Source organism: Aquitalea denitrificans (assembly GCF_009856625.1).
Taxonomy (GTDB): Bacteria; Pseudomonadota; Gammaproteobacteria; order Burkholderiales; family Chromobacteriaceae; genus Aquitalea; species Aquitalea denitrificans.
On sequence record NZ_CP047241.1, the window covers coordinates 2,845,007 to 2,869,924 of the forward strand.

Genomic DNA, 24,918 nt, shown 5'->3' on the forward strand with positions numbered 1-24,918 from the left:
ACACGCACAGGCAATTTCTCTGCCTGTGCTTTTTATTGAACGAAGGAGTCGACCATGCCTAGCCAACCATCCATCATCGTTTCCAGCCTTGACTACGAAAGGCTGGCGGCCTGGATGGAACGGCTTCCCGCACAGGACAAGGCAACCCTGACAGCACTGGAAGCAGAGCTGGAACGCGCCGAAGTTGTGGAACCAGAAGAAATCCCTGCCGGCATCATCACCATGAACAGCACGGCACGGGTTCGCATTGAACAAACTGGGGAAGAAAAACTGCTGACCCTGGTTTATCCTAACCAGGCCGACGGCACGGCCGGACATGTATCGGTACTGGCCCCGGTCGGAGCCGCACTGCTCGGGCTGGCTGAAGGCCAGTCCATTGACTGGCCGACATTGGCAGGTGTCACCCGCCTAACCGTCGTAGAAGTCAGCTACCAGCCAGAAGCTGCTGGCGATCTGCATCGCTAATACAGCCAACAAAAAAGGCCGGTCATCTGATCGGCCCATATCAACTCATTATCCCGACATTTACCAGCAGCGCTGGATCATCTGCCCCAGCTTGACCAGTTTGCCATGGAAAAAATGGCCTGCACCGGGGAATACCAATACCGGCAGATCCTGCGGCCTTGCCCAGTCCATCACGGCAGACAATGGGATAACCTCATCCTCTTCGCCATGAATCACCAGCGTATCAGCGGGGACAGATGGCGTGGGAATTTCATACTTGCCGACGGCAACACCCATCAACAACAGCTTGTCGGCCTCGATTACCGCTCGGGTACGCGCAGCGACAAATCCGCCAAAAGAGAAACCGGCCAGCGCCAGCGGCAGTTCGCCATGCTCGTTACGTGCATGCGCAATCACAGCCAGTACATCATCCACTTCACCAATGCCGTGATCATGCCCCCCCTCGCTCTCCCCCACCCCGCGCAGGTTGGGACAGTAGCAGGCATAGCCCAGTTGCGAAAGCGCCTTGGCAGTCGTCTGCACTACCTTGTTGGTGTTAGTGCCACCCTGCAGCGGATTGGGATGGCAAATGACCGCCACACCGCGGATGGCAGCCTGCGGCAATACAACGATGGTTTCCAAACCGCCAACCGGGCCAGCCACTACAATCTTGTTCAATGCTTTGAGCATCAGATCTTCAGCCTTTCTACAATGCGCCCGGCCACCATGTGCTCATCCACGATTTCATCAATATCCTGCTTGTCGATAAAGGTGTACCAAGTCTCTTGCGGATACACCACCATAACCGGGCCATCATCGCAACGCCCCAGGCAACCGGCCTTGTTGATGCGGATCTTGCCATCGCCCGCCAGACCCAAGGCTTTGATACGATCTTTCATATAGCCCAGCAACTCACTGGAGCCATGGTTATTACAGCAATCCTCACCCGTGGCACGCTGGTTGCAGCAGATGAATACATGTTTGTCAAAAAAGCTCATGACCTTCCTTTCCTGAACAGATGCACACACCTGCTGCACCTTGCTTCCTTGCTGACAGACAACCTTAGCTATCACTGTCCGCCCAGCCGCTGATACCCAGCGTGGCTGCATTTTCGAATTTGGCATGTTTGCCGACAAAGGCCAGTCGCACCGCCCCAGTCGGACCGTTACGGTGCTTACCGATAATGGCCTCGGCCATACCCTTTACTTCCGCGTTTTCCGGGCTGTAATACTCTTCACGGTACATAAAGATAATGATGTCAGCATCCTGCTCGATGGCACCGGATTCCCGCAAGTCGGACATCATCGGGCGCTTGTTGGGACGCTGCTCCACCGCACGTGACAGCTGCGACAGCGCAATCACCGGCACTTGTAATTCCTTGGCCAAACCCTTCAGGCCACGCGAGATTTCACCTAGCTCCGCAGTACGGTTATCGCCACGGCCGGAGCCGGACATCAACTGCAAATAGTCGATCACGATCAGGCCAAGCTTGCCGCCATGCTGGCGTGCCAGGCGACGGGCACGGGCACGTAGCTCCAGTGCCGTCAGTGCCGGGGTTTCATCGATATACATCGGCGCTTCGGACAGCTTGCCGATGGCGTAGGTCAGTTTCTGCCAATCCTCATCGCCCAGCTTACCAGTACGCAACACATGCTGATCCAGTCGGCCTACCGAGCCCAGCATACGCATTACCAGTTGGGCACCACCCATTTCCATGGAGAATACGGCCACAGGTGCCTTGTACTCCACCGCAACATGCTCCGCGATATTCATGGAGAATGCGGTCTTACCCATGGACGGTCGACCAGCCACAATCACCAAGTCCCCCGGCTGCAGTCCGGATGTTTTGGCATCCAGATCGATAAAACCGGTGGGGATACCGGTTACTTCATCCGGATTGTCACGGCTGTACAGCATGTCGATACGTTCGACCACTTCCTTCAGCAACCCTGGCATTTCCAGAAAGCCCTGCTTGGATTTGGCAGTAGATTCGGCAATCTGGAACACCTTGCCCTCAGCCTCATCCAGCAACTGGGCAGCATCACGGCCTTGCGGGGCATAGGCCGATTCGGCGATCTCCGCCCCCACCACCGCCAGCTGACGCATGATGGAGCGCTCGCGTACGATTTCCGCATAGCGGCGGATATTGGCGGCCGATGGGGTGTTCTGCGCCAGTGTCGCCAGGTAGGACAGGCCACCAACATCGGCCAGCTCGGCATTCTTGTCCAGCACCTCGGACACTGTCACTACGTCGGCAGGACGGCCCAGTTCAACCAGGCGGGCAATGTGCTTGAAAATCAGCTTGTGATCGTGGCGGTAAAAATCCGCCTCAGAGACAACATCGGCAATCTTGTCGAATGCCCCGTTGTCCAGCATCAGGCCACCAAGGACCGACTGCTCGGCCTCGGTCGAATGTGGCGGCGTGCGCAGGGATGCCATGGCACCATCAAAATTTTCGTACTGTTCGGTCATGGAGACTCAATGAAATGTGCAACAGGCAGCAGCATGGGGTAAGACGGCAATTCTAGCAGTTTTTCCCGGCCACATAGCCGGATGACCACGCCCACTGAAAGTTATACCCCCCCAGCCAGCCGGTGACATCCACCACCTCACCGATGAAAAACAGACCAGGCACCTGCTTGGCCTCCATGGTCTTGGATGACAATGCCTTGGTAGATACGCCACCGCGGGTTACCTCAGCCTTCTTGTAACCTTGCGTACCATTGGGCTTGATGCGCCAGTGCTGTACCAGCTCCGCCAACTGGATACGTTTTTTGACTGACAAATCTTTCAGGCGGACATTGAACCCTAATCGCGCCAGCCAGGCTTCTGCAAAGCGCTTGGGCCAGCCCAGCTCTGCCAGCGCATTACTCAACAGTTGCTCACTGCCCTGCCGTTCGTCCAGAAACGCCTGTACATCACAGTCGGGCAGCAGATTGATTACTACCTCCATGCCGGGCTCCCAATACGAGGAAACCTGCAGGATGACCGGGCCAGACAGACCCTTATGCGTGAACAGTACCTGTTCGCGGAAACGTCCCTTGCCAGCCCTAACCTCCACATCCAGCGACACTCCGGCCAGGGGAGCAAAAGCCTCTGCGTCTTCGACATGGAAAGTCAGCGGTACCAGGGCCGGACTCAAGGTCGTTACCGGCAGACCAAACTGCTCGGCAATGCGATAGCCCAGCGGGGTCGCGCCAATTTGCGGTATCGACAAGCCACCAGTTGCTACCACTAGCGAGCTGGCAGTAAAACTGCCCAGCGCGGTTTCAACGGTAAAAATGCCATCCTCAGCCTTGCTCACGGACAGAATGCTGGCACCCATCTGGCGTTGTACATCAGCCACGCTGCACTCGGCATCCAGCATGTCGATGATCTGCTGGCTGGAGTCATCGCAAAACAGCTGGCCCAACTTTTTCTCGTGATAGGCAATGCCGTGGCGCTCCACCATGGCGATGAAATCCTGCGGGCCAAATTGCGCCAGGGCCGACCGGCAAAAATGCGGGTTATCCGACAAATAGCGATCCGGCTTGGCATCGATATTGGTGAAGTTGCAGCGCCCACCGCCAGAAATGCGAATCTTCTCCGCCAGTTTTTGCGCATGGTCCAGCAATAGCACCTTGCGGCCCTGCTGGCCGGCTACCGCTGCACACATCATACCGGCAGCCCCAGCCCCCAGCACAATGACATCAAATGACTTATTCATTTTCTTACTTTACTTATTTAGTCAACTATTGGCGATCATCTGTTGATTCCAGTACACTTGCTGCTACAGTAATCCGCTAGATTCGGCTTTCGCAATTTCGCAAGCCCAATTCTCAACAAGGAGCGCATGATGGAACACAAACTGCCGGAACTGCCTTACGCACTGGATGCGCTGGCTCCCCACATCTCCAAGGAAACCCTGGAATTCCATTACGGCAAGCATCATCAGACCTACATCACCAACCTGAACAACCTGATCAAGGGTACCGAGTTCGAAAATGCCTCGCTGGAAGAAATCGTGAAGAAATCTTCCGGTGGCATCTTCAACAACGCCGCCCAGGTGTGGAACCACACTTTCTACTGGTTTGGTCTGGCTCCGAATGCCGGCGGCGAACCGACTGGCGCACTGGCCGATGCCATCAACGCCAAGTGGGGTTCCTTTGAAGAGTTCAAGAAAGCCTTCACCCAGACCGCCGTGGGCACCTTCGGTTCTGGCTGGGCCTGGCTGGTGAAAAACAGCGATGGTTCGCTGGACCTGGTATCCACCAGCAACGCCGCCACCCCGCTGACCACCGACAAGACTCCGGTCCTGACCTGTGATGTGTGGGAACACGCTTACTACATCGACTACCGCAACAGCCGTCCGAACTACCTGGACAGCTTCTGGAAGCTGGTGAACTGGGACTTTGCTGCAAAGAACTTTGCCGCCTGACTCATCGCCAGATAAAACAAAGGGCCTTGCGGCCCTTTTTTATTGCTTGCCGATACTACGCAGCAAACAGGCGAGGCCAACACCCGGCCTCGCCATTCATGGTTTTATTGTTCGCTCTGATCACTCAGCTGCTGCTTGCCCATCTTGATCGGGTATTTCTGCCGCAGCGTTTCCAGATAGCTGCCCAGCTGACTGCGCGCCGCCATCTGCACCATGGCACCAGCCAGTTGCGTACGCTCATCATCGCTGACAGCTGCACCAGCCCCCACACTGGCAATCTGATAAATGGCATAGTCACCATTATCATGCTTGCTGCCAGCAAATGCCGGCAGCGGGCTGACCGGCGCAGCAAACACTGCGCGTACATCACCACCAACCATGGAGCCAGGATTACGCCGCGAAACCGTCAGTAGCTCGCCCCACTTCTGGCCATCCATACCCTTGCCGGACTTCAGCTGCGCCAACAGGGCCTGACCCTGCTTTTCCGCCAGCTTGGCACCTTCAGTGGCAATCAGCTCACTCTTGATGACATCACGTACTTCATCCAGCTTCTGCTGACGCTCGGGCTGATGATCAGCCACGCGCACCACCACCAGATTGCCGCCACCAATATCCACCGGCTCGCTATTGTGCTTCTTTTTCAGCACATCATCGCCGAACGCAGCATCCAGTACCTTGGCATTGGCCAGTACCGGATCAGCGGATTTCTTGTCGCGTGCCAGCCAGTCGGAGTGCTTGACCTCCAGCTTGAGCGCATCTTGCACACCCTTGAGTGAATCGGCCTGCTGATAGGCAACTTCTGCCAGCTTGTCAGCCATGCTGCGCAGCTGACCAGCCGCCTTCTGCTGCTTCAGATTGGCTTCCACCGCTGCCTTGATGGCGGCAAAGTCAGGCTGTTTCACCTCATCCAGCTTGATGATGTGATAACCATATTCGGTCTCCACCACTTCGCTGATCTTGCCAGGCTGCATGCGGAACACCACATCATCAAACGGCTTGACCATCGCACCATGCGCAAAGAAACCAAGATCACCACCATTGGCAGCAGAACCCGGGTCTTGCGACTTGGTCTTGGCCAACTCGGCAAACTTGGTCGGATCGGCACGCAATTGCTTGAGCAAGGCATCAGCTTCAGCCTTGATCTTGGCCTTGTCAGCAGGTTTGGCATCCTTGGGAACAGTCAGCAGGATATGGGAAGCACGGCGCTCTTCACCGGCCAGGTCAGCCTTATGCTGTTCGTAATACTGCTTGACCTCGGCATCGGTCACTGTCAGACCGGTGGCCACCGCCTGCGGCGATAACACCACATAGTCCAGTTTCACCGACTCGGCCGTGCGGAAGCGCTTGGCATTGGCATCATAGAAAGCCTTGAGCGCCGCATCGTCCGTCTTCACCTGGGCGGCAAAGTCAGCCGGCTTCAACAGCAGCAGGCGAACCTGGCGCTCCTGGGCCATCAGGCCACCCATGCGCTCCACCATGCTGCGAGCCACAAAGCCGGTACCAGCAAAATTATTGATCTGGTTTTGCAACATGATGTCACGGCTGATTTTGGCCTCAAAGGCTTCCGGCGACATATTGCGCGCAGCGAGGAAATCCTTGTAGCGCGTTGCACTGAACTGGCCGTTTTCCTGCAGGTCCGGAATGCCGGCAATCGCTTTGCGCAACTGCTCGGGGCTTACGCTGGCACCACCATCCTGTGCCGCAGCAAGCAGGAGATCCTGGCGGATCAGGTCATCCAGCGCTTGCTGACGCGTAGCGGCATCGGAGGGCTGGCCTTCCAGAATCCGATCCAGATCACGCTTGTAGATTTTGGCAGAGCCTACCTTTACCAGGTAAGGGTCTTCCACGGCGGAGGTATAGCTCCCCACGCCAAAGCCAACAAAGGTCAGCGCTACCGCGCCCAGAATGACTTGAATGGCAATTTTATTATTCTGAACAAAATCGAACATGGCGATATCGGCGCAAGCCACCCCATTGGTAAAAAAAAAGGTGAACGACTGAACACGTTCACCTTTTCTGTAGATTCTTGGCGGAGTGGACGGGACTCGAACCCGCGACCCCCGGCGTGACAGGCCGGTATTCTAACCAACTGAACTACCACTCCAAACTGTGGTGGGCGTTGACGGAGTCGAACCGCCGACATTCTGCTTGTAAGGCAGACGCTCTACCAACTGAGCTAAACGCCCGCTATAAAACCTTGCCGCTATTGCTAACGACAAGGTTGCAGATTATAGCGCGTCTTTCAGTGCTTTACCAGCACGGAACTTCGGAGAACGTGCAGCCGGGATCTTGATGGTTTCGCCGGTTTTCGGGTTGCGACCGCTGCGTTCAGCACGCTCGCCAACGTAGAAAGTACCAAAACCTACCAGAGTCACGGTGTCGCCTTTTTTCAGGGCGTCGGTAACAGCGGCAACCATACCATCCAGTGCCTTGGCAGCTGCAGCTTTGGAAATATCGGCTTCAGCGGCGATTGCATCAATCAGTTCAGACTTGTTCACGTAAGTCCCCTTTCGTCGTTCTTCGGTCTACGTAATTCGGATAAAAACCGCTTGCTTTATAGCAAGGTCAAAATCCTTGTGTCAAGCGCCTTCCAGCGGAACATTGCCATTTGACAAGCCCGTCCGGAAAGCACAAGCGGCCCGGTAATTTAACTACGGCTGCAACATACTGATTTTTAATGCGTCATTACGGATACACCGGACGCACCTTCCGGTGCGGGGTGCAACTCTTCCGGCTTCGCTTCTTCAGGCAAGGGCTCGGGCTGACGCTCCAGCGCCAGGGCCAACACCTCGTCGATCCACTTAACAGGATGAATTTCCAGCTTCTGCTTGATGTTGGCAGGAATATCCACCAAGTCCTTGGCATTGCCATGCGGAATCAGTACATGCTTGATTCCCCCGCGATGTGCAGCAAGCAGTTTTTCCTTCAGCCCACCAATGGGCAATACTTCCCCGCGCAAGGTAATCTCGCCGGTCATGGCAACATCAGAGCGTACCGGAATTCCAGCCAGAACGGAAACAATTGCAGTTGTCATCGCAATGCCAGCGCTCGGGCCATCCTTTGGTGTCGCACCTTCAGGCACATGAATGTGCATGTCATGTTTTTCATGAAAATCAGGCTTAATGCCCAAAGCCCTCGAACGACTGCGCACCACACTCATTGCCGCAGTGATGGACTCCTGCATCACCTCACCCAACTGGCCGGTTCGCACAATATTACCCTTGCCTGGCAGCGAAACCGCCTCGATGGTCAACAACTCACCACCCACTTCGGTCCAGGCAAGACCAGTCACCTGGCCAATACGGTTTTCCTGCTCTGCCACACCATAATCAAAACGGTGTACACCCAGGTACTTGTCCAGATTCTTGGCATTTACCGTAACCTTGGTCGTCTTGTTCTTGCCCAGTAAAGCACCCGTCACCACCTTACGGCAGATCTTGGCTATTTCGCGGTCCAAGCTGCGCACACCAGCCTCACGCGTGTAGTAACGCACGATATCGCGCAAAGCACTTTCCTGCAGTACCAGCTCGCCTTCCTGAACGCCATTGGCCTTGATTTGCTTGGGTACCAGATACTTCAGCGCAATATTGACCTTTTCATCCTCGGTGTAGCCAGCCAGGCGGATGATTTCCATCCGGTCCAGCAAAGCGTGCGGAATGTTCAGCGAATTGGCTGTTGCCACAAACATCACATCCGACAAGTCATACTCGACCTCGGCGTAATGATCGACGAAGGAGTGATTCTGCTCCGGATCCAGCACTTCCAGCAAGGCGGATGAAGGGTCGCCACGGAAATCAGCCCCCATCTTGTCCACCTCATCCAGCAGGAACAGCGGGTTCTTCACCCCGACCTTGCTCATGTTCTGCAGCACCTTGCCCGGCATGGAGCCAATATAGGTACGGCGATGACCACGGATCTCGGACTCATCCCGCACGCCGCCCAAGGCCATACGCACAAATTTACGATTGGTTGCGCGAGCGATGGACTGTCCCAGCGAGGTCTTACCTACCCCCGGCGGCCCTACCAGGCACAGAATAGGCGCTTTGAGCTTGTCTACGCGCTGCTGTACTGCCAAGTACTCAAGAATGCGCTCCTTGACCTTTTCCAGGCCGAAGTGATCCTCATCCAGCACAGCTTCGGCGTTACCGACATCCTTATTGATCTTGGTCTTCTTCTTCCAAGGCAGTTCCAACAAGGTGTCAATGTAGTTGCGAACCACCGTCGCTTCGGCCGACATGGGCGACATCATCTTGAGCTTTTTCAGCTCGGCACTGACTTTGTCCTTGGCTTCCTTGGGCATGCCAGCCAGACGAATCTTCTTTTCCAGCTCGTCAAGATCGCTGACTTCATCCATATCACCCAGTTCTTTCTGGATGGCCTTGACCTGCTCGTTCAGGTAATACTCGCGCTGGCTCTTTTCCATTTGGCGCTTGACGCGGCCACGGATGCGCTTTTCCACCTGCAAGATGTCGATCTCGCCTTCCAACTGGGACAGCAAATGCTCCAGCCGCGCACGCACATCAAACATCTCCAGCACTTCCTGCTTCTGCTCCAGCTTGAGCGGCAGGTGAGCCACGATGGTATCTGCCATGCGACCGGCACGCTCGATGCCTGCCAGAGAAGTCATTACTTCAGGCGGAATTTTCTTGTTCAGTTTGACATACTGCTCAAACTGGGCCAGCAAGGCGCGGCGCATAGCTTCGGATTCGGTGGAATCTTCACCATCGGCCGCCAGCGGTGTAATGGTGCCGACAAAGCAGCCACCATCCTCTTCGACCCGGCTGATCTGTGCACGCTGACGGCCCTCGACCAGCACCTTGACAGTGCCATCCGGGAGCTTGAGCATTTGCAGGACCGAGGCAATCGTGCCGACGCTGTAGAGATCATCCGCTTCCGGTTCGTCCTTGGAGGCAGAGCGCTGGGCAACCAGCAACACCTGCTTGCCTTCGTCCATGGCGCTTTCCAGCGCACGGATGGACTTGGCCCTGCCGACAAACAGCGGGATGACCATATGGGGGAAAACAACCACATCCCGGAGCGGAAGCAGGGGCAGTGTGGTTTCTTCGCGGAGTTCTGCGGGTTGGGGCATATCACCTAACCTTGCGTACGTGAAACATTGCATGAAAGATGGGGCAGTCATGCTGAAAATCAACACCCCATACTAAATCAGTTTGGCGACATTACAAAAGAAAACCGCCCGTTGCGGGCGGCTTTTCCTAATCCTGAATCAACTCAGGCGGACTGAACCTGCTCATCCTTGTCGCGATAGATGAACAGAGGCTTTTCACCTTTTTCGATAACCTTTTCATCCACCACAACTTTTTCCACATTTTCCATGGACGGCAGTTCGTACATGGTATCCAGCAGCACACGCTCGATAATGGAGCGCAGACCGCGCGCACCGGTCTTGCGGACCAGTGCCTGCTTGGCAATGACACGCAATGCGGAAGGACGCACTTCCAGCTCAACATTCTCCATACGGAACAGACGCTGGTACTGCTTGATCAATGCATTCTTCGGCTGGGTCAGGATGGTGACCATGGCCTCTTCGTCCAATTCTTCCAACGTGGCCACCACCGGCAGACGGCCAATCAGCTCGGGAATCAGACCAAAACGGATGAGGTCTTCCGGCTCAGCCTCCTTGAACAGGGCCGAGGTCGACTTGCTGTCATCCTTGGAGCTGACTTCCGCGCCAAAACCGATGCCACCCTTTTCCGAGCGGCGGCGGATGATCTTTTCCAGACCATCAAACGCACCACCGCAAATGAACAGGATATTGGTGGTATCCACCTGAATGAATTCCTGGTTCGGATGCTTGCGCCCACCTTGCGGCGGAATGGAAGCAACCGTACCTTCGATCAGTTTCAGCAAGGCCTGCTGCACGCCCTCACCCGATACATCTCGAGTAATGGACGGATTTTCCGACTTGCGTGAAATCTTGTCGATCTCATCGATATAGACAATGCCCCGCTGGGCCTTCTCCACATCGTAATCGCACTTTTGCAGCAACTTCTGGATGATGTGTTCGACATCCTCCCCCACATAGCCGGCTTCAGTCAGCGTGGTGGCATCCGCAATCACGAACGGCACGTCCAGCAGGCGAGCCAGCGACTGCGCCAACAAGGTCTTGCCAGAACCGGTAGGACCTACCAGTAGGATATTGCTCTTGGCGAGCTCAACCTCATCCTTATCGCTTGCAGGGGTGTACAGACGCTTGTAATGGTTGTACACGGCAACAGATAAGGTCTTCTTGGCGAAATCCTGGCCGATGATGTATTGATCCAGATCTGCGCGGATTTCCTGCGGAGTGGGCAGTGCGGTGGCAGTGCCGGTGGCATCACCGATTTCGCCGACCACCTTTTCCAGCTCTTCACGAATGATGTCATTGCACAGCTCGACGCATTCGTTGCAGATGAAGACCTGGGGACCGGCGATCAAACGCTGGACTTCATGCTGGCTCTTGCCGCAGAAAGAGCAATACAGAAGTTTTTCGTTGCTGTTTTTATCAGCCATTAGCTAGTTCCACTGCTTACGCCGTAACATCCTTGCGGGAGGTCAGCACTTTATCAATCAGACCGTACTCGCGGGCCTCCTCGGCGGACATGAAATTGTCACGCTCGGTATCGGCCTGCAGACGCTCCATGGTCTGGCCGGAATGCTTGGCCAGCAGCTCGTTCATCTTGCCCTTTACCTTCACCAGCTCACGGGCATGGATTTCGATATCGGTCACCTGACCGCTCAGACCACCACCATACAGCAGCGGCTGGTGAATCATCACGCGGCTATTGGTCAGGGCAAAGCGCTTGCCCTTCGTGCCAGCGGAGAGCAGAAAAGCGCCCATGCTGGCAGCCTGACCGATACACAGCGTGGAAATGTCCGGCTTGATGAAATTCATCGTGTCGTAGATGGACATGCCCGCCGTGATCGAACCACCTGGCGAATTGATGTAGAAGTAGATGTCCTTGTCCGGATTTTCCGACTCGAGAAACAGCATCTGCGCCACAACCAGGTTGGCCGATTCGTCGGTGACGGGCCCTACCAGGAACACGATACGCTCCTTGAGCAGGCGCGAGTAGATGTCATAAGCGCGTTCGCCACGACCACTCTGCTCTACTACCATAGGCACCAGGCCCAGCCCTTGCGGTTCAATCATCGATTTCATCGACCAACTCCGTTTGTGTCGTTATCAGGCGTTGTTACCCATCAGGGCATCAAAGGACAATTCTTCTGCTTCAACCTTGGCCTTGGACAGAACGAATTCCACTACATTGTCTTCCAGCACCATGGAAGTCGGGCCTTCCAGACGGTCTGCGCTGGCGTAGTACCAGGTCAGCACTTCTTCCGGATGCTCGTAGCTGTCAGCAAACTCTTCGATCATGGCCTTCACCTGCTCCGGCTTGGCTTCCAGCTTGTTGGCGTCAACCACTTCAGCCAGGATCAGGCCCAGAGCCACGCGACGTTCTGCTTGCTGAGCAAACAGTTCCGGCGGGAAAGGCATGTCCTTTACGTTCATGCCACGTTGCTGCATGTCACGTTGTGCCTGTTCGATCAGACGACCGATTTCCAACTGAACCAGCGCCTTCGGCAGGGTAATCTCAGTTGCATCCAGCAGCGCTTGCATCACAGCTTCCTTGGTGCGAGCCTGCAGACGACGCTTCACTTCACGCTCAACATTCTTGCGAATTTCAGCGCGCATCTTTTCCACGTCACCATCGGCAATGCCCAGCAGCTTGGCGAACTCTTCGTTCACTTCCGGCAGGGTCGCTTCGGCAACATTCTTCACGGTGATTTCGAAGACGGCAGTTTTGCCGGCAACGTCCTTACCATGGTAGTCAGCCGGGAAGGACACTTCCACGTTCTTGACTTCATCTTCCTTCATGCCGGTCACGCCAGCTTCGAAGTCAGCCAGCATCTGGCCTTGGCCAATCACGAAGGGGAAGTTCTCGGAAGAACCGCCATCGAACAGCACGCCATCAATGCTGCCCTTGAAGTCGATGATCACGCGATCGCCTTCGGCGGCAGCACGCTCAACGCGGTTGTAGCGGGTACGTTGCTTGCGCAGGATATCGATAGTCTTGTCGATTTCGACATCGCTAACCGGGGTCGACGGCTTCTTGATTTCCTTGTCGGCCAGTTCGCCAACCTTAACTTCCGGGTAAACCTCGAAAGTAGCAGCAAACTTGAAGTTCTCTGCATCGCCCTCGGCGGCTACTGGCTCAAAGCGCGGATAGCCGGCAACGCGCAGCTTCTGCTCGCTCACTGCGCTATAGAAACCTTGCTGAACCTGCTCACCTAACACTTCTTCACGCACCTGGGCACCGTAATTGGCTTCAACGATTTTCAGCGGAGCCTTGCCCGGGCGGAAACCTTGAATCTTGGCAGTACGTGCCACGCGCTTCAGGCGCTCAGTCACTTGGGCATCAATAGCAGCCATCGGCAGAGCGATGTTCATGCGGCGCTCAAGATTGTTCAACGTTTCCAGTTGTACTTGCATGTTCAATCCTTAAACTAGTCATCTGAATACGAGTTCGGCCCTTGCACGAACAATTCGTATTTTGGAAAACAGGTGAAACCCTTGAGGGCTTCGGCTCTATATGGGGCCACCAGCCCCGGCTACAAGTGCCACCCGTTCCGCTGCCTGCATTACACAGTCATAACGGGACAGCATCCCATTGCGAAAACGCGCAGTATAGCATGCAGCCTGTTTTTGTATGCAGGCGAATAGCGGCGCAAATGCCGGTCATTCAACGCATCCCGCAAGGCAGTTAATCCGCGAACAGAAATGACAATAGGTGCACAGCCATCCCGACCACCAATACAATGACACCCCTGACAGGGAGAAGAATCTGTTTTAACAGCCCGGACAGACATCACACGGCGAAACAGGGAGCATGAATGCAGAATGGCCGCCAAAAGCATACGCTTGGCAAATATAAGGAAATCACTACTTCAGAGAAAAACAACTAAGGGGGAAGTCATGATGTGGTGCGAGCGGAGAGACTCGAACTCTCACGCCTTGCGGCGCTGGAACCTAAATCCAGTGCGTCTACCAATTCCGCCACGCTCGCACTACCATCAGGGCAGCGAATGCCACCGACGAAGAGGCCGCACTATACCCCAGGCCAGTACATCTTTCAAGCGCTTCACAATGAACCATTGCCATGGTTTCATGTCACAATGCTGGCACTTCATTTTCATGCCAGCTGTTTGAACAGCACACACAACACCAGATAAAGAGGGCAGCATGCAACCAGACCTGCACAATACTTACCAGGCCGGCACTTCGGGTCTTGCGCGGAATAAGGTTTTGCGCAACACCTACGGCTTGCTCGGCCTTTCGATGATTCCCACCGTCATGGGCGCACTCATCGGCACCCACTTGAACTTTGCCTTCATGGCTGCCAGTCCGATCGTGGGCATGCTTGCCATCATGGCCGTTTTCTATGGCTTGGTATTTGCCATTGAAAAGAACCGCAACAATGCGCTGGGCGTTTTCCTGATGCTGGGCTTTACCTTCATGATGGGTCTGCTGCTGGGACCGTTGCTGCAGTTTGCAATGCGCTTCAGTAATGGCGGCCAGCTGATCATGACTGCAGGCGCAGCCACCGCACTGGTATTCATCGTGATGGCAGGCATCGCCAGCACCACTAAGCGCGACCTGTCCGCGCTGGGCAGCTTCCTGACCGTGGGTGCCATTGTGCTGATGGTGGCTGTTGTCGCCAACATCTTCCTGCAAATGCCCGGGGTTCAACTCGCCATTGCCGCTGCATTTGCACTATTTAGCTCGCTGATGATTCTGTGGCAGGTGAAAGTTGTGGTTGATGGTGGTGAATCCAGCTATGTATCGGCCGCACTGTCGATCTACATCAGCATCTACAATCTGTTTACCAGCCTGCTTCAGTTGCTGTTGGCATTCAGCGGCGACCGCGACTAAACCGCAGCACCCAACAAAAAGCGCCTTACTTCAAGGCGCTTTTTTTATTTCGGCTGATTATTCCGGCAACCACTCCGGCCAGTAACCGGCAGCATCATAACAGTCACTCGATACCGCCACCCCAGGCAATGCAAGCAGGCGGCCATCCATGCCAAACAACAAAGGCCACTGCTGACGTAACAAAGGTGGAATACCCGCCTCCTGCAGCAACTTCTTTACCTGTTTTTTTCCGACGGGTTGTGGCAAGCGCTCTCCGCCCCGCCTTGGCGACAAACGGATACCCTGAGCCAGCACATCAGCGGCAATGCCACCACGCCGCGACCAACACAGACGCCCACCCCAATCAGGGAATACCTGCTCCGCAGACTCCCCTGAAAATGCCTGCACCGCATCCGGCAGACACTTGCAGTCCCGCAGCAGCAGCACATGCAACTCCCCTCTGTAGCGCAAAACAGCAAGACCACCCACCACCAGGCTGGGCTGACTGGCGGCATCTGCATCCCGCAGTTGGCGCAAAAATTCCTGCACCCGCTCGGCGCTCACTGTCGTCACACCCTGCTGGCGCAACCAGGCAAGCAGAACAAACCCCTGTCTGACTTCCGACAGAGCCCGCAGGCTGGCTACGTCAAAACCATGCCCTCTGCTGCCTTGCGCCAGATCAGCCGCCACCACCTCATCAATCAGCGCCGATGCCTGCCCCATATGCCAGGCAGTTCGTGCAATATGCTGTCGATAGTCCGGCAACTGCTGCGCCAGCAGCGGCATGACGCAATGGCGCAACATATTGCGACGGTAGCGTGTATCGGCATTGCTATCATCTTCCACCCAGCGCAACTGATGCGCTGCTGCATACTGCTCCAGCTGCTGGCGGGAATAGGACAACAAGGGACGCCACAGATGCAAAGCTGCCAGGGGGCGGCAAACCGGCATGCCAGCCAGCGCCTTCACGCTGCCGCCACGCAATAGCTGCAGCAAGACGGTTTCCGACTGATCATCCTGATGATGCGCCAGTGCCAGTACCGCTGCCGTAGATTGGGCATACGCCGCATAGCGCAACTTGCGCGCATTGGCTTCCACCCCTTCGGGTGCAGCCCGATCGACCAGCACCCGGACCACCCGTAGCGGCACCCCCCACTCGGCACACACGGCCTGGCAATGACCTACCCACTCGTCGGCAACAGCACTGAGACCGTGGTGTACATGGACGGCAGATATCTGCAACTGCGGCCGCTGCCGCCGTGCACGCACCAGCAAGGATAGCAGCACCATGGAGTCCAGCCCGCCACTCAGCCCCACTTCAAAAGCAGAAAGGCCGGACAAATTGTCCGGCCAGCTGGCTAACAGGCTAGGCAGCAGATCAGGCTGCATCTTCCTTGAAACGCCCATAACTCATCAGACGATCGAAACGCTCTTTCAGCAGCGCGTCAACCGGACGATTGGCAAAGTCTTTCAACTGTTCCTGAATGACCCGCTTCATCGCATTCATCATCTGAGCATGGTCACGATGAGCACCACCAGCCGGCTCACTGATTACACGATCAATCAGACCCAGCGTTTTCAGGCGGTTGGCGGTAATACCCAGCGCCTCGGCGGCTTCGGAAGCACGTTCCGCCGTCTTCCACAGAATGGAGGCACACCCTTCCGGCGAAATCACCGAGTAGGTCGAGTACTGCAGCATGTTGACCTGGTCACCTACCGCAATCGCCAAGGCACCACCGGAACCACCTTCACCAATCACGGTGCAGATGATAGGCACGCGCAGGCGCGTCATTTCATACAGATTACGACCAATCGCCTCGGACTGGCCGCGCTCTTCTGCGCCAATGCCCGGATAAGCACCCGGTGTATCGATAAAGGTGATGATGGGAATGCCAAACTTCTCGGCCAGCTTCATCAGGCGCAATGCCTTGCGATAGCCTTCCGGGCGCGGCATGCCGAAATTGCGGTAAATCTTTTCCTTGGTATCGCGGCCCTTCTGATGGCCAATCACCATCACGGGCTGGCCATTGAAACGGGCCAGACCACCCACGATTGCCGGATCATCGGCAAAGGCACGATCACCATGCAGCTCTTCAAAATCAGTGAAGATGCTGCGCAGATAGTCCAATGTATATGGACGCTGCGGGTGGCGTGCCACCTGGGAGATCTGCGAGGGGGACAGTTTGGCATATAGAGTCTTGGTCAGTTCCAGACTCTTCTTTTGCAGGCGTGCGATTTCTTCGGAGATATCCAGTACGGAATCGTCCTGTACGAATCGCAGCTCTTCTATCTTGTTCTCGAGCTCGGCGATAGGCTGCTCAAAATCGAGAAAGGTCGGCTTCATTATGCACATCATCCGATTAAGCGAATCGGGCAATCATACATGACTGCCAAAGAGTCCGTCACGCCCCTGTCTGACAAAATTCAGTCGGCATAAGCGGGCGATTTGATTATTCCTGGATTTATGCAAAAAAGTGAAACCTCCCCCTTGCGCTGACTTTTAGGCTGTGCTTTAATTCGCCTCCTCGCTGAGACGCAAACGCAGACAGCGAACAGATTTCAGGGCGTTTAGCTCAGTTGGTAGAGCGTCTGCCTTACAAGCAGAATGTCGGCGGTTCGACTCCGTCAACGCCCACCAGGTTGGAGTGGTAGTTCAGTTGGTTAGAATACCGGCCTGTCACGCCGGGGGTCGCGGGTTCGAGTCCCGTCCACTCCGCCAACAGTTTAATAGCAGTAACCCTTTTCGGGCGTTTAGCTCAGTTGGTAGAGCGTCTGCCTTACAAGCAGAATGTCGGCGGTTCGACTCCGTCAACGCCCACCAGGTTTGGAGTGGTAGTTCAGTTGGTTAGAATACCGGCCTGTCACGCCGGGGGTCGCGGGTTCGAGTCCCGTCCACTCCGCCAACAGTTTACAAAGCAGTAACCCTTTTCGGGCGTTTAGCTCAGTTGGTAGAGCGTCTGCCTTACAAGCAGAATGTCGGCGGTTCGACTCCGTCAACGCCCACCAGGTTTGGAGTGGTAGTTCAGTTGGTTAGAATACCGGCCTGTCACGCCGGGGGTCGCGGGTTCGAGTCCCGTCCACTCCGCCAACAGTTTAATAGCAGTAACCCTTTTCGGGCGTTTAGCTCAGTTGGTAGAGCGTCTGCCTTACAAGCAGAATGTCGGCGGTTCGACTCCGTCAACGCCCACCAGGTTTGGAGTGGTAGTTCAGTTGGTTAGAATACCGGCCTGTCACGCCGGGGGTCGCGGGTTCGAGTCCCGTCCACTCCGCCAACAGTTTAATAGCAGTAACCCTTTTCGGGCGTTTAGCTCAGTTGGTAGAGCGTCTGCCTTACAAGCAGAATGTCGGCGGTTCGACTCCGTCAACGCCCACCAGGTTGGAGTGGTAGTTCAGTTGGTTAGAATACCGGCCTGTCACGCCGGGGGTCGCGGGTTCGAGTCCCGTCCACTCCGCCAACAGTTTAATAGCAGTAACCCTTTTCGGGCGTTTAGCTCAGTTGGTAGAGCGTCTGCCTTACAAGCAGAATGTCGGCGGTTCGACTCCGTCAACGCCCACCAGGTTTGGAGTGGTAGTTCAGTTGGTTAGAATACCGGCCTGTCACGCCGGGGGTCGCGGGTTCGAGTCCCGTCCACTCCGCCAATATTAAAAAAGCAGCCTACAGCTGCTTTTTTTGCGTTTGTGGATAATCAAATCATGCAAAACCGGCTCAGTATTACCTGAGCCGGTTTTCATCTTTACATCAATTCGGACTCTTGCGAAATGCCAGCCAAAGCTGGAAAACAATCACGCCAGCAAAAAACACCGCCACCCAAAACGGCATTGCCTGCCCCAGGAATGTCCAGTCCACCTTGGCACACTCACCGCTTCCCTTGAAGACTTTGGACAGCACATCCCACAAGGGCGAAGTTTCCATCAGGTAGTCCAGCCCTGGCCCGCAAGCCGGCACCATGTCTTCCGGCAGACTTTGCAGCCACAGCTGTCGTACCGAAACGGCACCGCCGCCAATAGCAGCAAGTACCCCCAGTACACCCCACACCCGATAGCCGATTCCTCCCGGGTTATGCAAGGCCGCCAGCAAGGCAATAATGCCGACAGAAATTACTCCCACACGCTGAAAGATGCATAAAGGGCAGGGTTCAAGATGCAATACATACTGCGAATACAGGGCAAAACCCATTGCCGCAGCACAGCCAACTGCAACCAGTAAAAAACCCTGCCGGCGCGATAAACGAATACTCACAACATCCCCTTGTCTTAGTGTTGGGCTTGAATATGGAACACCTAGGATTTTAGTCCTGATTTAAAGTTCCAGAAATTGTCTGATGGCGTCTTTCTGTGCCAGCGCATCCTTGTAACCCAGCGCAATCAGCGCGCGGCAATATCCTGGTTCAAACAGCAGATAAGTTGCCAGCGTCATGCCACGCTTCTTGGTTCCACCCGCCCCTTTCATCAGGAAGCGTAATACCGGCGGGAATTCGTGCGCGTGCTGATAAGCAATACTTTCCAGCGACTGGCTGGGACTGAGCATGAAGATATCCACTTGCTTGAGACTGGTTTGCGCACACAAATCCTGATTCCCCTGCAGCAGGGAAACGGTGTGATTGACACGCAGCAGGCGCTCCATGTCCATCGACATGCTATCCACAAAGACACTATTGAGCAGATGCCCAAAAACCTGAGCCGGTGTTGGCACCACGCTGGCGGCACGCCGTTCGACCACAGCGGGTCGCTGACTGGTCAAGCCGACAATAAACAGCTTGTCTGCCCCCAAATGCAAGGCTGGCGACAAGGGCGTCATCTGCCTGATGGCACCGTCACAGTAATGCAGATTACCGATCTGGGTGGACGGAAAAATCAGCGGAATGGCCGAAGTTGCCATCAGGTGATCCAGGCCAATCTGCTCCCGCACACCCATGCGCTGATGCCGCGACCATTCATCAAGATGGCGCTGACCTTCAAAGAAGGTGACCGACATGCCGGTACTGAAACAGGATGCGGTCAAAGCCAGCGCTTGCAGCTTGCCCTGCTCCAGTGAATGGCGGATACCATCAAACGGCATGGCACGGCCCAGAAAATCACGCAGGGGCGCATTGTCCAGAAAGCTTTTCGGATTGCGCCAGCCATGCCCGCCAGTCGCAATCGAAATGCCGAAATGGAAAAACGTCTTGATGAAATAACTCAGGCTGGCATCGTACACATCATGAATGTGCAACTGCTTCCACATCTGGGCCAGATAATGTACCGACTGGCGGTAGTTGTTGGCACCGGAGGCAACCGCAACGGCATTGATGGCACCAGCTGAGGTACCGCAAATAATGGGGAAGGGATTATGTGCGGGATCCGGCAGCATCCTGGCAATACCCAGCAGCACTCCGGCCTGATAGGCCGCCCTGGCACCGCCTCCCGACAGTACCAGGCCAATATTGCTTTTCCCCGCCATTTTGCACCTCGCCCTGGATGCATTGTTTATTGCTTTAGAAATAGCTGCAAAACGACAGACTTAGCAAGCAACCGCAGGTCAAGCCTGTCTGTCCGATCTCATCCACGCGCTCCAGCAGCCAGAGCCTAGCTCTCGCCAGCAACCATCATTGACTCGATCAGCACCGACCCCATCACCTTGCCACCACGTGCCAGCGTATCAGTACCAACCGCCACCATGCGCTGGAACATCTCTCGCAAATTGCCGGCGATGGTGATTTCCTCAACCGGGTAAGCAATCACCCCGTTTTCCACCCAGAAACCAGCGGCACCACGCGAATAATCACCCGTCACCGTATTGATGCCATGACCCAGCAACTCAGTCACCAACAAGCCCGTACCAACTTGCTGCAGCAACTCGGCAAAGCTTTCACCCGTGGTGTGGACCAGCAGATTATGCGGGCCGCCGGCATTACCAGTGGATTGCATACCCAGCTTGCGCGCCGAATAGCTGGCCAGCATATAACCCTGCAATACACCGGCATCGATCAGACGACGCGCGGAAGTTTCCACGCCTTCACTGTCGAATGCACCACTAGACATACCGCGAAGCACAAACGGATCTTCGTCGATGATGATATTCGGATGAAACACCTGCTGCCCCAATGCATCCAGCAGGAAAGAAGATTTGCGATACAGATTTCCACCGCTGATGGCTGAAACCAGATGGCCGATCAGCGATGCAGCCACCGGCGCCTCAAACAAGACCGGATACTGCCCGGTCTTCACCCGACGTGCAGACAGACGGCGTACCGCACGCTCGCCCGCAGTACGGCCCACCTTGAGCGGATCATCCAGATCAGCAGGGTGACGTGCGGCCGAATACCAGTAATCGCGCTGCATAGAGCCAGCCTCTTCCGCCACCACGGCAGCAGAAATGCTGTGCCGGCTGCCCGGATAACCGGCCATGAAGCCATTACTGTTGGCATAGATAAAGTGACTGGCCTGTGCCGACACCGATGCACCTTCTGAATTACTGATGCGCGCATCCACACCGCGGGCTGCGTCTTCACAACTGCGCGCCAACTCGATGGCCTGCTCGACTGGCAGATTCCAGGGATGGAACAGATCCAGATCCGGAAAGTCCGTCGCCAGCAACTGACGATCAGCCAAGCCCGCGCAGGCATCTTCGGCAGTAAACCGAGCAATATCCAATGCAGCCTTCACCGTATCCTGCAATGCCTGATCAGAAAAATCAGAAGTGCTGGCATGGCCTTTTTTCTGCCCCAGATAAACGGTAACCGACACACCCTTGTCCTGGTTGTACTCAATGGTTTCCACTTCACCCAGACGCACGCTTACCGTTTGCCCCAGGCCTTCGGAAACATCGGTTTCGGCTGCTGTCGCACCAAGCTGACCGGCCAGTTCCAGCACCCGGCTGGCGATGCCTTGCAATACGTTTTTACTGAAACTGAATGTGTTGTCTGCCAATGTCTTATCTACCATGATGAATGTTGCCTTGCCCATGACGCGACCCTGTCGGCACAGTACCACGCCAGGCGTGTTTGCACGGGAATCGGCCCGCCTTTTCCGGTATCATACCAGCCTTGAAAACCGTAGAGACTTTTGAACGATGACTGATTACCAGAACGACAGCCTACCTGACGGCATGATCAGCAAGTCCCAGCGCAAACGCGACATGGACGCGCTGCAGGATCTGGGCAAAGAGCTGGTCGAACTCTCCAAGGATACGCTGAAGAAAATGCAGCTGCCGGAGGATTTGCTGACTGCCATTCTGGACTACAAACGCTTTACCGCCCATGGTGCCCTGCGCCGCCAGCTACAGTATATCGGCAAGCTGATGCGCGACATCGACCCGGAACCCATCCGCCAGTACCTGCTGGTGATCAAGGGCGAGTCGGCCGAACACATTGCCTGGCAGCATCTGCTGGAACGCTGGCGCGAACGCCTGATGAGCGACGACAAGATGTCCGCCGCCTTCATCAATGATTTTCCCAGCGTTGACCCCCAGCAATTGCGCACGCTTATCCGCAATGCCCGTAAAGAGCAGGCTGAAAGCAAACCACCCAAGTCCTTCCGCCTGCTGTTCCAATTGATCAAGCAAGCCATTCCCGAGCCGGGCAAGCCACGCCAGCAGGCTGACGAAGCGGCTGACGATGCCTATGGAGAAAATGAATAATGCTGAAAATCGGTCTGGTATCGGTATCCGATCGCGCCAGTACTGGCGTGTATCAGGACCAGGGTATTCCAGCGCTGCAGGATTGGCTGTCCAGCGCCATCTGCAGCCCGTTCTCCACGCTGACCCGGCTGATTCCAGACGAGCAGACAGAAATCGAAGCTACCCTACGCCAACTGGTAGATGAAGAAGGCTGTCAACTGGTACTGACTACCGGCGGCACCGGTCCGGCACCGCGCGATGTCACGCCGGATGCCACCCTGGCCGTAGCCGATCGCGAGATGCCCGGCTTTGGCGAACAGATGCGCCAGATCAGTCTGCGCTTTGTCCCCACGGCCATCCTGTCCCGTCAGGTAGGGGTCATTCGCAAGAATGCACTGATTCTTAACCTACCAGGCCAACCCAAGGCCATCAAGGAAACCCTGGAAGGGCTGAGGAACGATGCAGGGGAAACACTGGTCCCCGGCATTTTTGCCGCTGTACCCTATTGCATTGATCTGATCGGTGGCCCCTACATCGAAACCGATCCGAAGGTGAGCAAGACATTCCGGCCAAAATCGGCACTGAGGCCTTCAGCCGCCTGATGAACTACTCCGCGCCAACCTGGCTACCGGAAGGACACAGCCAGACGATCTGGCCAGCCTTGATGATACGCCCGCCACGCCCGTCCTATCGGCGTGAGCACTGGCCCACGCCGGATGGCGGCACCATTGCCCTTGATTTTGTCGATGGCAAGCCAGGCAGTCCGCTGGTCGTGCTGTTTCATGGACTGGAAGGCAGCAGTGACAGCCATTATGCCCGCGCACTAATGCTGCAATTGACCGAGCGTGGTTGGCATGGGGTAGTACCACATTTTCGTGGCTGCGGCGGCATGGACAATCCGCTGCCGCGTGCTTACCACGCCGGCGATGCGGACGAGATACGCTGGATAGTGCAGGCGCTCACTGCGCGCTACCCGGTCATGGCAGTCGCAGCGGTATCACTAGGTGGCAGCATGCTGCTCAACTACCTGGCAGCAGAAGGCAGACAGGCCATTCCGCGCGCGGCAGCGGCCATATCGACTCCGCTGGATCTGGTTGCGGCCAGCACACGGCTGGATCGCGGCCTTGGCAGACTGCTATATACCCGCATGTTCATGCACACGCTCAAGCCCAAAGCGCTGGCAACACTGCAGCGCCACCCCGGCCTGTTCGACGGCCAGCGGCTGCGACGCGCCCATACGTTCATCGAATTTGACGACCTGGTCACTGCCCCGCTACATGGCTATGGCACCGCGCTGAACTACTGGAAAACTGCCAGCAGCAAATCCCGACTGCAGCTGATTACCTGCCCCACCCTGGTACTCAATGCGCAGAACGATCCATTTCTACCGGCAAGCGCCCTGCCCTCGCCGCATGAAACCAGCCCGGCCGTACTACTGGAGTTCCCGCGGCATGGCGGCCATGTCGGTTTTGTCAGTGGCCGCTTTCCCGGCCACATCAACTGGCTGCCACAACGCGTACTGAATTTTTTCCAGCCCTATCTGCAGCCCTGAAGCTAGCTCGCATGCTGGCAAACAAACTGCCGCTCTCATTGCCAAAGCCCGTACAGTTCTGCATGATGTCCGTTTTGGCTGAACGCATTACCACAGGCTTACAGAATGTCCGACATCCTCAATACCATTGTTGCCACCAAACATCAGGAAGTCTCTGCCGCCCTGCAAACCCGTCCGCTCAGTGTAGTACGTGAAGCGGCCGAAGCACGTCGCACTGACAAGCGTGACTTTGTTGCCACCATGCGCGCCAAGCATGTACTGGGCCAGCCGGCGGTGATTGCTGAAATCAAGAAAGCCAGCCCCAGCAAGGGCGTGATCCGTGCTGACTTCAACCCGGCAGCCATTGCTGCAAGTTATGCCAGCGCTGGCGCAGCTTGCCTGTCGGTCCTGACGGACAAGCAGTATTTCCAGGGTGATGCCAGCTATCTGGAAGCTGCCCGTGCCGCCTGCCATCTGCCGGTTCTGCGCAAGGACTTCATGGTGGACGAATACCAGCTGTATGAAGCCCGTGCCATGGGGGCGGACTGCATCCTGCTGATTGCCGCCGCCCTGCCGCTGGCACAGATGCGTGACTTCGAAGCCCTGTCGCGCGAGCTGGGCATGGCTGTTCTGGTCGAAGTACACAATGAGGAAGAACTGGAACAGGCGCTGCAGCTGGATACCGAACTGATCGGCGTCAATAACCGCAATTTGCGCACCTTTGAAGTCAGCCTCACCACCACGCTCAAACTGCTGCCGGGTATCAGCAATGGTCGCATCGCCGTCACCGAAAGTGGCATCCTCAGTGTGGACGACGTACGCCTGATGCGCAGCCACGATGTCCACAGCTTCCTGGTAGGAGAGGCATTCATGCGTCAGGACGATCCCGGCGCAGCGCTAGCCAACCTGTTCTTTCCTGCTGCACAGTAAATCAGACAATAAGCGACTGACTTACCGCAACTGCAGCCCAAATAAAACGGCCACTGAAACAGTGGCCGTTTTGCTGTTCCAGACCA

General features: G+C 55.9%; 22 protein-coding genes and 15 tRNA genes. 19 read left to right on the forward strand and 18 right to left on the reverse strand.

What is annotated here, in order from left to right; all coding sequences use genetic code 11:
* Positions 1 to 54 precede the first annotated feature (54 nt).
* Positions 55 to 465, forward strand: coding sequence for a nucleoside diphosphate kinase regulator (gene rnk / locus GSR16_RS12895; protein ID WP_159877998.1), 411 nt, complete (start codon positions 55 to 57; stop codon positions 463 to 465).
* Positions 466 to 525: 60 nt separating this feature from the next.
* On the opposite strand, the gene GSR16_RS12900 is transcribed toward rnk, so the two are convergent.
* Genes GSR16_RS12900 through GSR16_RS12915 form a run of 4 tightly spaced genes read right to left on the reverse strand, consistent with a single transcriptional unit; the run spans position 526 to position 4,150 of the window.
* On the reverse strand, positions 526 to 1,134 hold the full coding sequence (locus GSR16_RS12900; RefSeq protein WP_159878000.1) for an alpha/beta hydrolase: 609 nt from the start codon (positions 1,132 to 1,134) through the stop codon (positions 526 to 528).
* Positions 1,134 to 1,568, reverse strand: coding sequence for a (2Fe-2S) ferredoxin domain-containing protein (locus GSR16_RS12905; RefSeq protein WP_338024044.1), 435 nt, complete (start codon positions 1,566 to 1,568; stop codon positions 1,134 to 1,136). Before GSR16_RS12905 ends, GSR16_RS12900 begins: the two co-directional genes overlap by 1 nt.
* On the reverse strand, positions 1,507 to 2,916 hold the full coding sequence (gene dnaB, locus GSR16_RS12910; RefSeq protein WP_159878004.1) for a replicative DNA helicase: 1,410 nt from the start codon (positions 2,914 to 2,916) through the stop codon (positions 1,507 to 1,509). Before dnaB ends, GSR16_RS12905 begins: the two co-directional genes overlap by 62 nt.
* Before the next feature lie 52 nt (positions 2,917 to 2,968).
* On the reverse strand, positions 2,969 to 4,150 hold the full coding sequence (locus GSR16_RS12915) for a BaiN/RdsA family NAD(P)/FAD-dependent oxidoreductase (protein WP_159878006.1): 1,182 nt from the start codon (positions 4,148 to 4,150) through the stop codon (positions 2,969 to 2,971).
* A 129-nt stretch (positions 4,151 to 4,279) separates the two neighbouring features.
* Between GSR16_RS12915 and sodB the strand changes: the two genes are divergently transcribed.
* The gene (sodB, locus tag GSR16_RS12920) at positions 4,280 to 4,861 is read left to right on the forward strand and encodes a superoxide dismutase [Fe] (protein WP_159880838.1); all 582 of its coding nucleotides are present in this window, start codon (positions 4,280 to 4,282) and stop codon (positions 4,859 to 4,861) included.
* Positions 4,862 to 4,965: 104 nt separating this feature from the next.
* On the opposite strand, the gene GSR16_RS12925 is transcribed toward sodB, so the two are convergent.
* The 9 genes from GSR16_RS12925 to GSR16_RS12965 form a co-directional block, all read right to left on the reverse strand.
* The gene (locus tag GSR16_RS12925) at positions 4,966 to 6,810 is read right to left on the reverse strand and encodes a SurA N-terminal domain-containing protein (RefSeq protein WP_159878008.1); all 1,845 of its coding nucleotides are present in this window, start codon (positions 6,808 to 6,810) and stop codon (positions 4,966 to 4,968) included.
* 78 nt (positions 6,811 to 6,888) lie between these two features.
* Positions 6,889 to 6,965, reverse strand: a tRNA-Asp gene (locus GSR16_RS12930).
* Between the two features lie 6 nt (positions 6,966 to 6,971).
* A tRNA-Val gene (locus GSR16_RS12935) sits at positions 6,972 to 7,047 on the reverse strand.
* Between the two features lie 42 nt (positions 7,048 to 7,089).
* Positions 7,090 to 7,359 carry an HU family DNA-binding protein gene (locus GSR16_RS12940; RefSeq protein WP_043572292.1) on the reverse strand — a complete coding sequence of 90 codons (270 nt, stop codon included), beginning with the start codon at positions 7,357 to 7,359 and terminating at the stop codon, positions 7,090 to 7,092.
* Positions 7,360 to 7,535: 176 nt separating this feature from the next.
* A complete protein-coding gene (lon, locus tag GSR16_RS12945) occupies positions 7,536 to 9,950 on the reverse strand; it encodes an endopeptidase La (protein ID WP_159878010.1) in 2,415 nt (804 codons plus the stop codon).
* 143 nt (positions 9,951 to 10,093) lie between these two features.
* Positions 10,094 to 11,374 (reverse strand): ATP-dependent Clp protease ATP-binding subunit ClpX, encoded by a 1,281-nt coding sequence (gene clpX / locus GSR16_RS12950; RefSeq protein ID WP_159878012.1) that lies wholly within the window; start codon positions 11,372 to 11,374, stop codon positions 10,094 to 10,096.
* A 16-nt stretch (positions 11,375 to 11,390) separates the two neighbouring features.
* A complete protein-coding gene (clpP, locus tag GSR16_RS12955; protein ID WP_159878014.1) occupies positions 11,391 to 12,023 on the reverse strand; it encodes an ATP-dependent Clp endopeptidase proteolytic subunit ClpP in 633 nt (210 codons plus the stop codon).
* Positions 12,024 to 12,047: 24 nt separating this feature from the next.
* On the reverse strand, positions 12,048 to 13,355 hold the full coding sequence (gene tig / locus GSR16_RS12960) for a trigger factor (RefSeq protein ID WP_159878016.1): 1,308 nt from the start codon (positions 13,353 to 13,355) through the stop codon (positions 12,048 to 12,050).
* 489 nt (positions 13,356 to 13,844) lie between these two features.
* Positions 13,845 to 13,929 (reverse strand) — tRNA-Leu (locus GSR16_RS12965).
* A 176-nt stretch (positions 13,930 to 14,105) separates the two neighbouring features.
* Here GSR16_RS12965 and GSR16_RS12970 point away from each other — a divergent pair.
* Positions 14,106 to 14,795: a Bax inhibitor-1 family protein gene (locus GSR16_RS12970; RefSeq protein WP_159878018.1), complete on the forward strand. Its 690-nt coding sequence runs from the start codon at positions 14,106 to 14,108 to the stop codon at positions 14,793 to 14,795.
* 57 nt (positions 14,796 to 14,852) lie between these two features.
* On the opposite strand, the gene tilS is transcribed toward GSR16_RS12970, so the two are convergent.
* Positions 14,853 to 16,163: a tRNA lysidine(34) synthetase TilS gene (gene tilS / locus GSR16_RS12975; RefSeq protein WP_240902484.1), complete on the reverse strand. Its 1,311-nt coding sequence runs from the start codon at positions 16,161 to 16,163 to the stop codon at positions 14,853 to 14,855.
* Complete coding sequence (locus GSR16_RS12980) at positions 16,153 to 17,118, reverse strand: acetyl-CoA carboxylase carboxyltransferase subunit alpha (protein ID WP_159878025.1); 966 nt, start codon at positions 17,116 to 17,118, stop codon at positions 16,153 to 16,155. Before GSR16_RS12980 ends, tilS begins: the two co-directional genes overlap by 11 nt.
* Positions 17,119 to 17,336: 218 nt before the next feature.
* Between GSR16_RS12980 and GSR16_RS12985 the strand changes: the two genes are divergently transcribed.
* The 12 genes from GSR16_RS12985 to GSR16_RS13040 all read left to right on the forward strand — a co-directional run bounded on the left by GSR16_RS12985 (position 17,337) and on the right by GSR16_RS13040 (position 18,413).
* Positions 17,337 to 17,412, forward strand: a tRNA-Val gene (locus GSR16_RS12985).
* A 4-nt stretch (positions 17,413 to 17,416) separates the two neighbouring features.
* Positions 17,417 to 17,493: transfer RNA gene (locus GSR16_RS12990), tRNA-Asp, on the forward strand.
* Positions 17,494 to 17,519: 26 nt separating this feature from the next.
* Positions 17,520 to 17,595: transfer RNA gene (locus GSR16_RS12995), tRNA-Val, on the forward strand.
* Positions 17,596 to 17,600: 5 nt separating this feature from the next.
* Positions 17,601 to 17,677: transfer RNA gene (locus GSR16_RS13000), tRNA-Asp, on the forward strand.
* Positions 17,678 to 17,704: 27 nt separating this feature from the next.
* A tRNA-Val gene (locus tag GSR16_RS13005) sits at positions 17,705 to 17,780 on the forward strand.
* Between the two features lie 5 nt (positions 17,781 to 17,785).
* Positions 17,786 to 17,862, forward strand: a tRNA-Asp gene (locus GSR16_RS13010).
* 26 nt (positions 17,863 to 17,888) lie between these two features.
* Positions 17,889 to 17,964 (forward strand) — tRNA-Val (locus tag GSR16_RS13015).
* Positions 17,965 to 17,969: 5 nt separating this feature from the next.
* Positions 17,970 to 18,046, forward strand: a tRNA-Asp gene (locus tag GSR16_RS13020).
* Positions 18,047 to 18,072: 26 nt separating this feature from the next.
* Positions 18,073 to 18,148: transfer RNA gene (locus GSR16_RS13025), tRNA-Val, on the forward strand.
* Positions 18,149 to 18,152: 4 nt separating this feature from the next.
* Positions 18,153 to 18,229 (forward strand) — tRNA-Asp (locus GSR16_RS13030).
* A gap of 26 nt (positions 18,230 to 18,255) precedes the next feature.
* Positions 18,256 to 18,331: transfer RNA gene (locus GSR16_RS13035), tRNA-Val, on the forward strand.
* Positions 18,332 to 18,336: 5 nt separating this feature from the next.
* Positions 18,337 to 18,413: transfer RNA gene (locus GSR16_RS13040), tRNA-Asp, on the forward strand.
* A 100-nt stretch (positions 18,414 to 18,513) separates the two neighbouring features.
* On the opposite strand, the gene GSR16_RS13045 is transcribed toward GSR16_RS13040, so the two are convergent.
* The 3 genes from GSR16_RS13045 to pmbA form a co-directional block, all read right to left on the reverse strand.
* On the reverse strand, positions 18,514 to 18,951 hold the full coding sequence (locus GSR16_RS13045; protein WP_240902669.1) for a disulfide bond formation protein B: 438 nt from the start codon (positions 18,949 to 18,951) through the stop codon (positions 18,514 to 18,516).
* Between the two features lie 123 nt (positions 18,952 to 19,074).
* Positions 19,075 to 20,214, reverse strand: coding sequence for a patatin-like phospholipase family protein (locus GSR16_RS13050; RefSeq protein WP_159878026.1), 1,140 nt, complete (start codon positions 20,212 to 20,214; stop codon positions 19,075 to 19,077).
* Positions 20,215 to 20,339: 125 nt separating this feature from the next.
* On the reverse strand, positions 20,340 to 21,698 hold the full coding sequence (pmbA, locus tag GSR16_RS13055; protein ID WP_205677432.1) for a metalloprotease PmbA: 1,359 nt from the start codon (positions 21,696 to 21,698) through the stop codon (positions 20,340 to 20,342).
* A 127-nt stretch (positions 21,699 to 21,825) separates the two neighbouring features.
* Here pmbA and yjgA point away from each other — a divergent pair, with 127 nt between their 5' ends.
* The 4 genes from yjgA to trpC all read left to right on the forward strand — a co-directional run bounded on the left by yjgA (position 21,826) and on the right by trpC (position 24,832).
* Positions 21,826 to 22,392 carry a ribosome biogenesis factor YjgA gene (gene yjgA, locus GSR16_RS13060; protein WP_159878027.1) on the forward strand — a complete coding sequence of 189 codons (567 nt, stop codon included), beginning with the start codon at positions 21,826 to 21,828 and terminating at the stop codon, positions 22,390 to 22,392.
* Complete coding sequence (gene mog / locus GSR16_RS13065) at positions 22,392 to 22,973, forward strand: molybdopterin adenylyltransferase (protein ID WP_205677433.1); 582 nt, start codon at positions 22,392 to 22,394, stop codon at positions 22,971 to 22,973. Before yjgA ends, mog begins: the two co-directional genes overlap by 1 nt.
* On the forward strand, positions 22,973 to 23,923 hold the full coding sequence (locus GSR16_RS13070; RefSeq protein ID WP_159878028.1) for a YheT family hydrolase: 951 nt from the start codon (positions 22,973 to 22,975) through the stop codon (positions 23,921 to 23,923). The genes mog and GSR16_RS13070 overlap by 1 nt, the downstream gene beginning before the upstream one ends.
* Positions 23,924 to 24,028: 105 nt before the next feature.
* Positions 24,029 to 24,832 carry an indole-3-glycerol phosphate synthase TrpC gene (trpC, locus tag GSR16_RS13075; RefSeq protein WP_159878029.1) on the forward strand — a complete coding sequence of 268 codons (804 nt, stop codon included), beginning with the start codon at positions 24,029 to 24,031 and terminating at the stop codon, positions 24,830 to 24,832.
* Positions 24,833 to 24,918 lie beyond the last annotated feature (86 nt).

What these genes read in the sequence shown, in the direction of transcription:
- rnk (WP_159877998.1), top strand. Translation starts at nt 55, where the DNA reads ATGCCTAGCCAACCATCCATCATCGTTTCCAGCCTTGACTACGAAAGG.
- GSR16_RS12900 (WP_159878000.1), bottom strand. Translation starts at nt 1,134, where the DNA reads ATGCTCAAAGCATTGAACAAGATTGTAGTGGCTGGCCCGGTTGGCGGT.
- GSR16_RS12905 (WP_338024044.1), bottom strand. Translation starts at nt 1,568, where the DNA reads ATGCCAAATTCGAAAATGCAGCCACGCTGGGTATCAGCGGCTGGGCGG.
- dnaB (WP_159878004.1), bottom strand. Translation starts at nt 2,916, where the DNA reads ATGACCGAACAGTACGAAAATTTTGATGGTGCCATGGCATCCCTGCGC.
- GSR16_RS12915 (WP_159878006.1), bottom strand. Translation starts at nt 4,150, where the DNA reads ATGAATAAGTCATTTGATGTCATTGTGCTGGGGGCTGGGGCTGCCGGT.
- sodB (WP_159880838.1), top strand. Translation starts at nt 4,280, where the DNA reads ATGGAACACAAACTGCCGGAACTGCCTTACGCACTGGATGCGCTGGCT.
- GSR16_RS12925 (WP_159878008.1), bottom strand. Translation starts at nt 6,810, where the DNA reads ATGTTCGATTTTGTTCAGAATAATAAAATTGCCATTCAAGTCATTCTG.
- lon (WP_159878010.1), bottom strand. Translation starts at nt 9,950, where the DNA reads ATGCCCCAACCCGCAGAACTCCGCGAAGAAACCACACTGCCCCTGCTT.
- clpX (WP_159878012.1), bottom strand. Translation starts at nt 11,374, where the DNA reads ATGGCTGATAAAAACAGCAACGAAAAACTTCTGTATTGCTCTTTCTGC.
- clpP (WP_159878014.1), bottom strand. Translation starts at nt 12,023, where the DNA reads ATGAAATCGATGATTGAACCGCAAGGGCTGGGCCTGGTGCCTATGGTA.
- tig (WP_159878016.1), bottom strand. Translation starts at nt 13,355, where the DNA reads ATGCAAGTACAACTGGAAACGTTGAACAATCTTGAGCGCCGCATGAAC.
- GSR16_RS12970 (WP_159878018.1), top strand. Translation starts at nt 14,106, where the DNA reads ATGCAACCAGACCTGCACAATACTTACCAGGCCGGCACTTCGGGTCTT.
- tilS (WP_240902484.1), bottom strand. Translation starts at nt 16,163, where the DNA reads ATGCAGCCTGATCTGCTGCCTAGCCTGTTAGCCAGCTGGCCGGACAAT.
- GSR16_RS12980 (WP_159878025.1), bottom strand. Translation starts at nt 17,118, where the DNA reads ATGAAGCCGACCTTTCTCGATTTTGAGCAGCCTATCGCCGAGCTCGAG.
- GSR16_RS13045 (WP_240902669.1), bottom strand. Translation starts at nt 18,951, where the DNA reads ATGGGTTTTGCCCTGTATTCGCAGTATGTATTGCATCTTGAACCCTGC.
- GSR16_RS13050 (WP_159878026.1), bottom strand. Translation starts at nt 20,214, where the DNA reads ATGGCGGGGAAAAGCAATATTGGCCTGGTACTGTCGGGAGGCGGTGCC.
- pmbA (WP_205677432.1), bottom strand. Translation starts at nt 21,698, where the DNA reads ATGGTAGATAAGACATTGGCAGACAACACATTCAGTTTCAGTAAAAAC.
- yjgA (WP_159878027.1), top strand. Translation starts at nt 21,826, where the DNA reads ATGACTGATTACCAGAACGACAGCCTACCTGACGGCATGATCAGCAAG.
- mog (WP_205677433.1), top strand. Translation starts at nt 22,392, where the DNA reads ATGCTGAAAATCGGTCTGGTATCGGTATCCGATCGCGCCAGTACTGGC.
- GSR16_RS13070 (WP_159878028.1), top strand. Translation starts at nt 22,973, where the DNA reads ATGAACTACTCCGCGCCAACCTGGCTACCGGAAGGACACAGCCAGACG.
- trpC (WP_159878029.1), top strand. Translation starts at nt 24,029, where the DNA reads ATGTCCGACATCCTCAATACCATTGTTGCCACCAAACATCAGGAAGTC.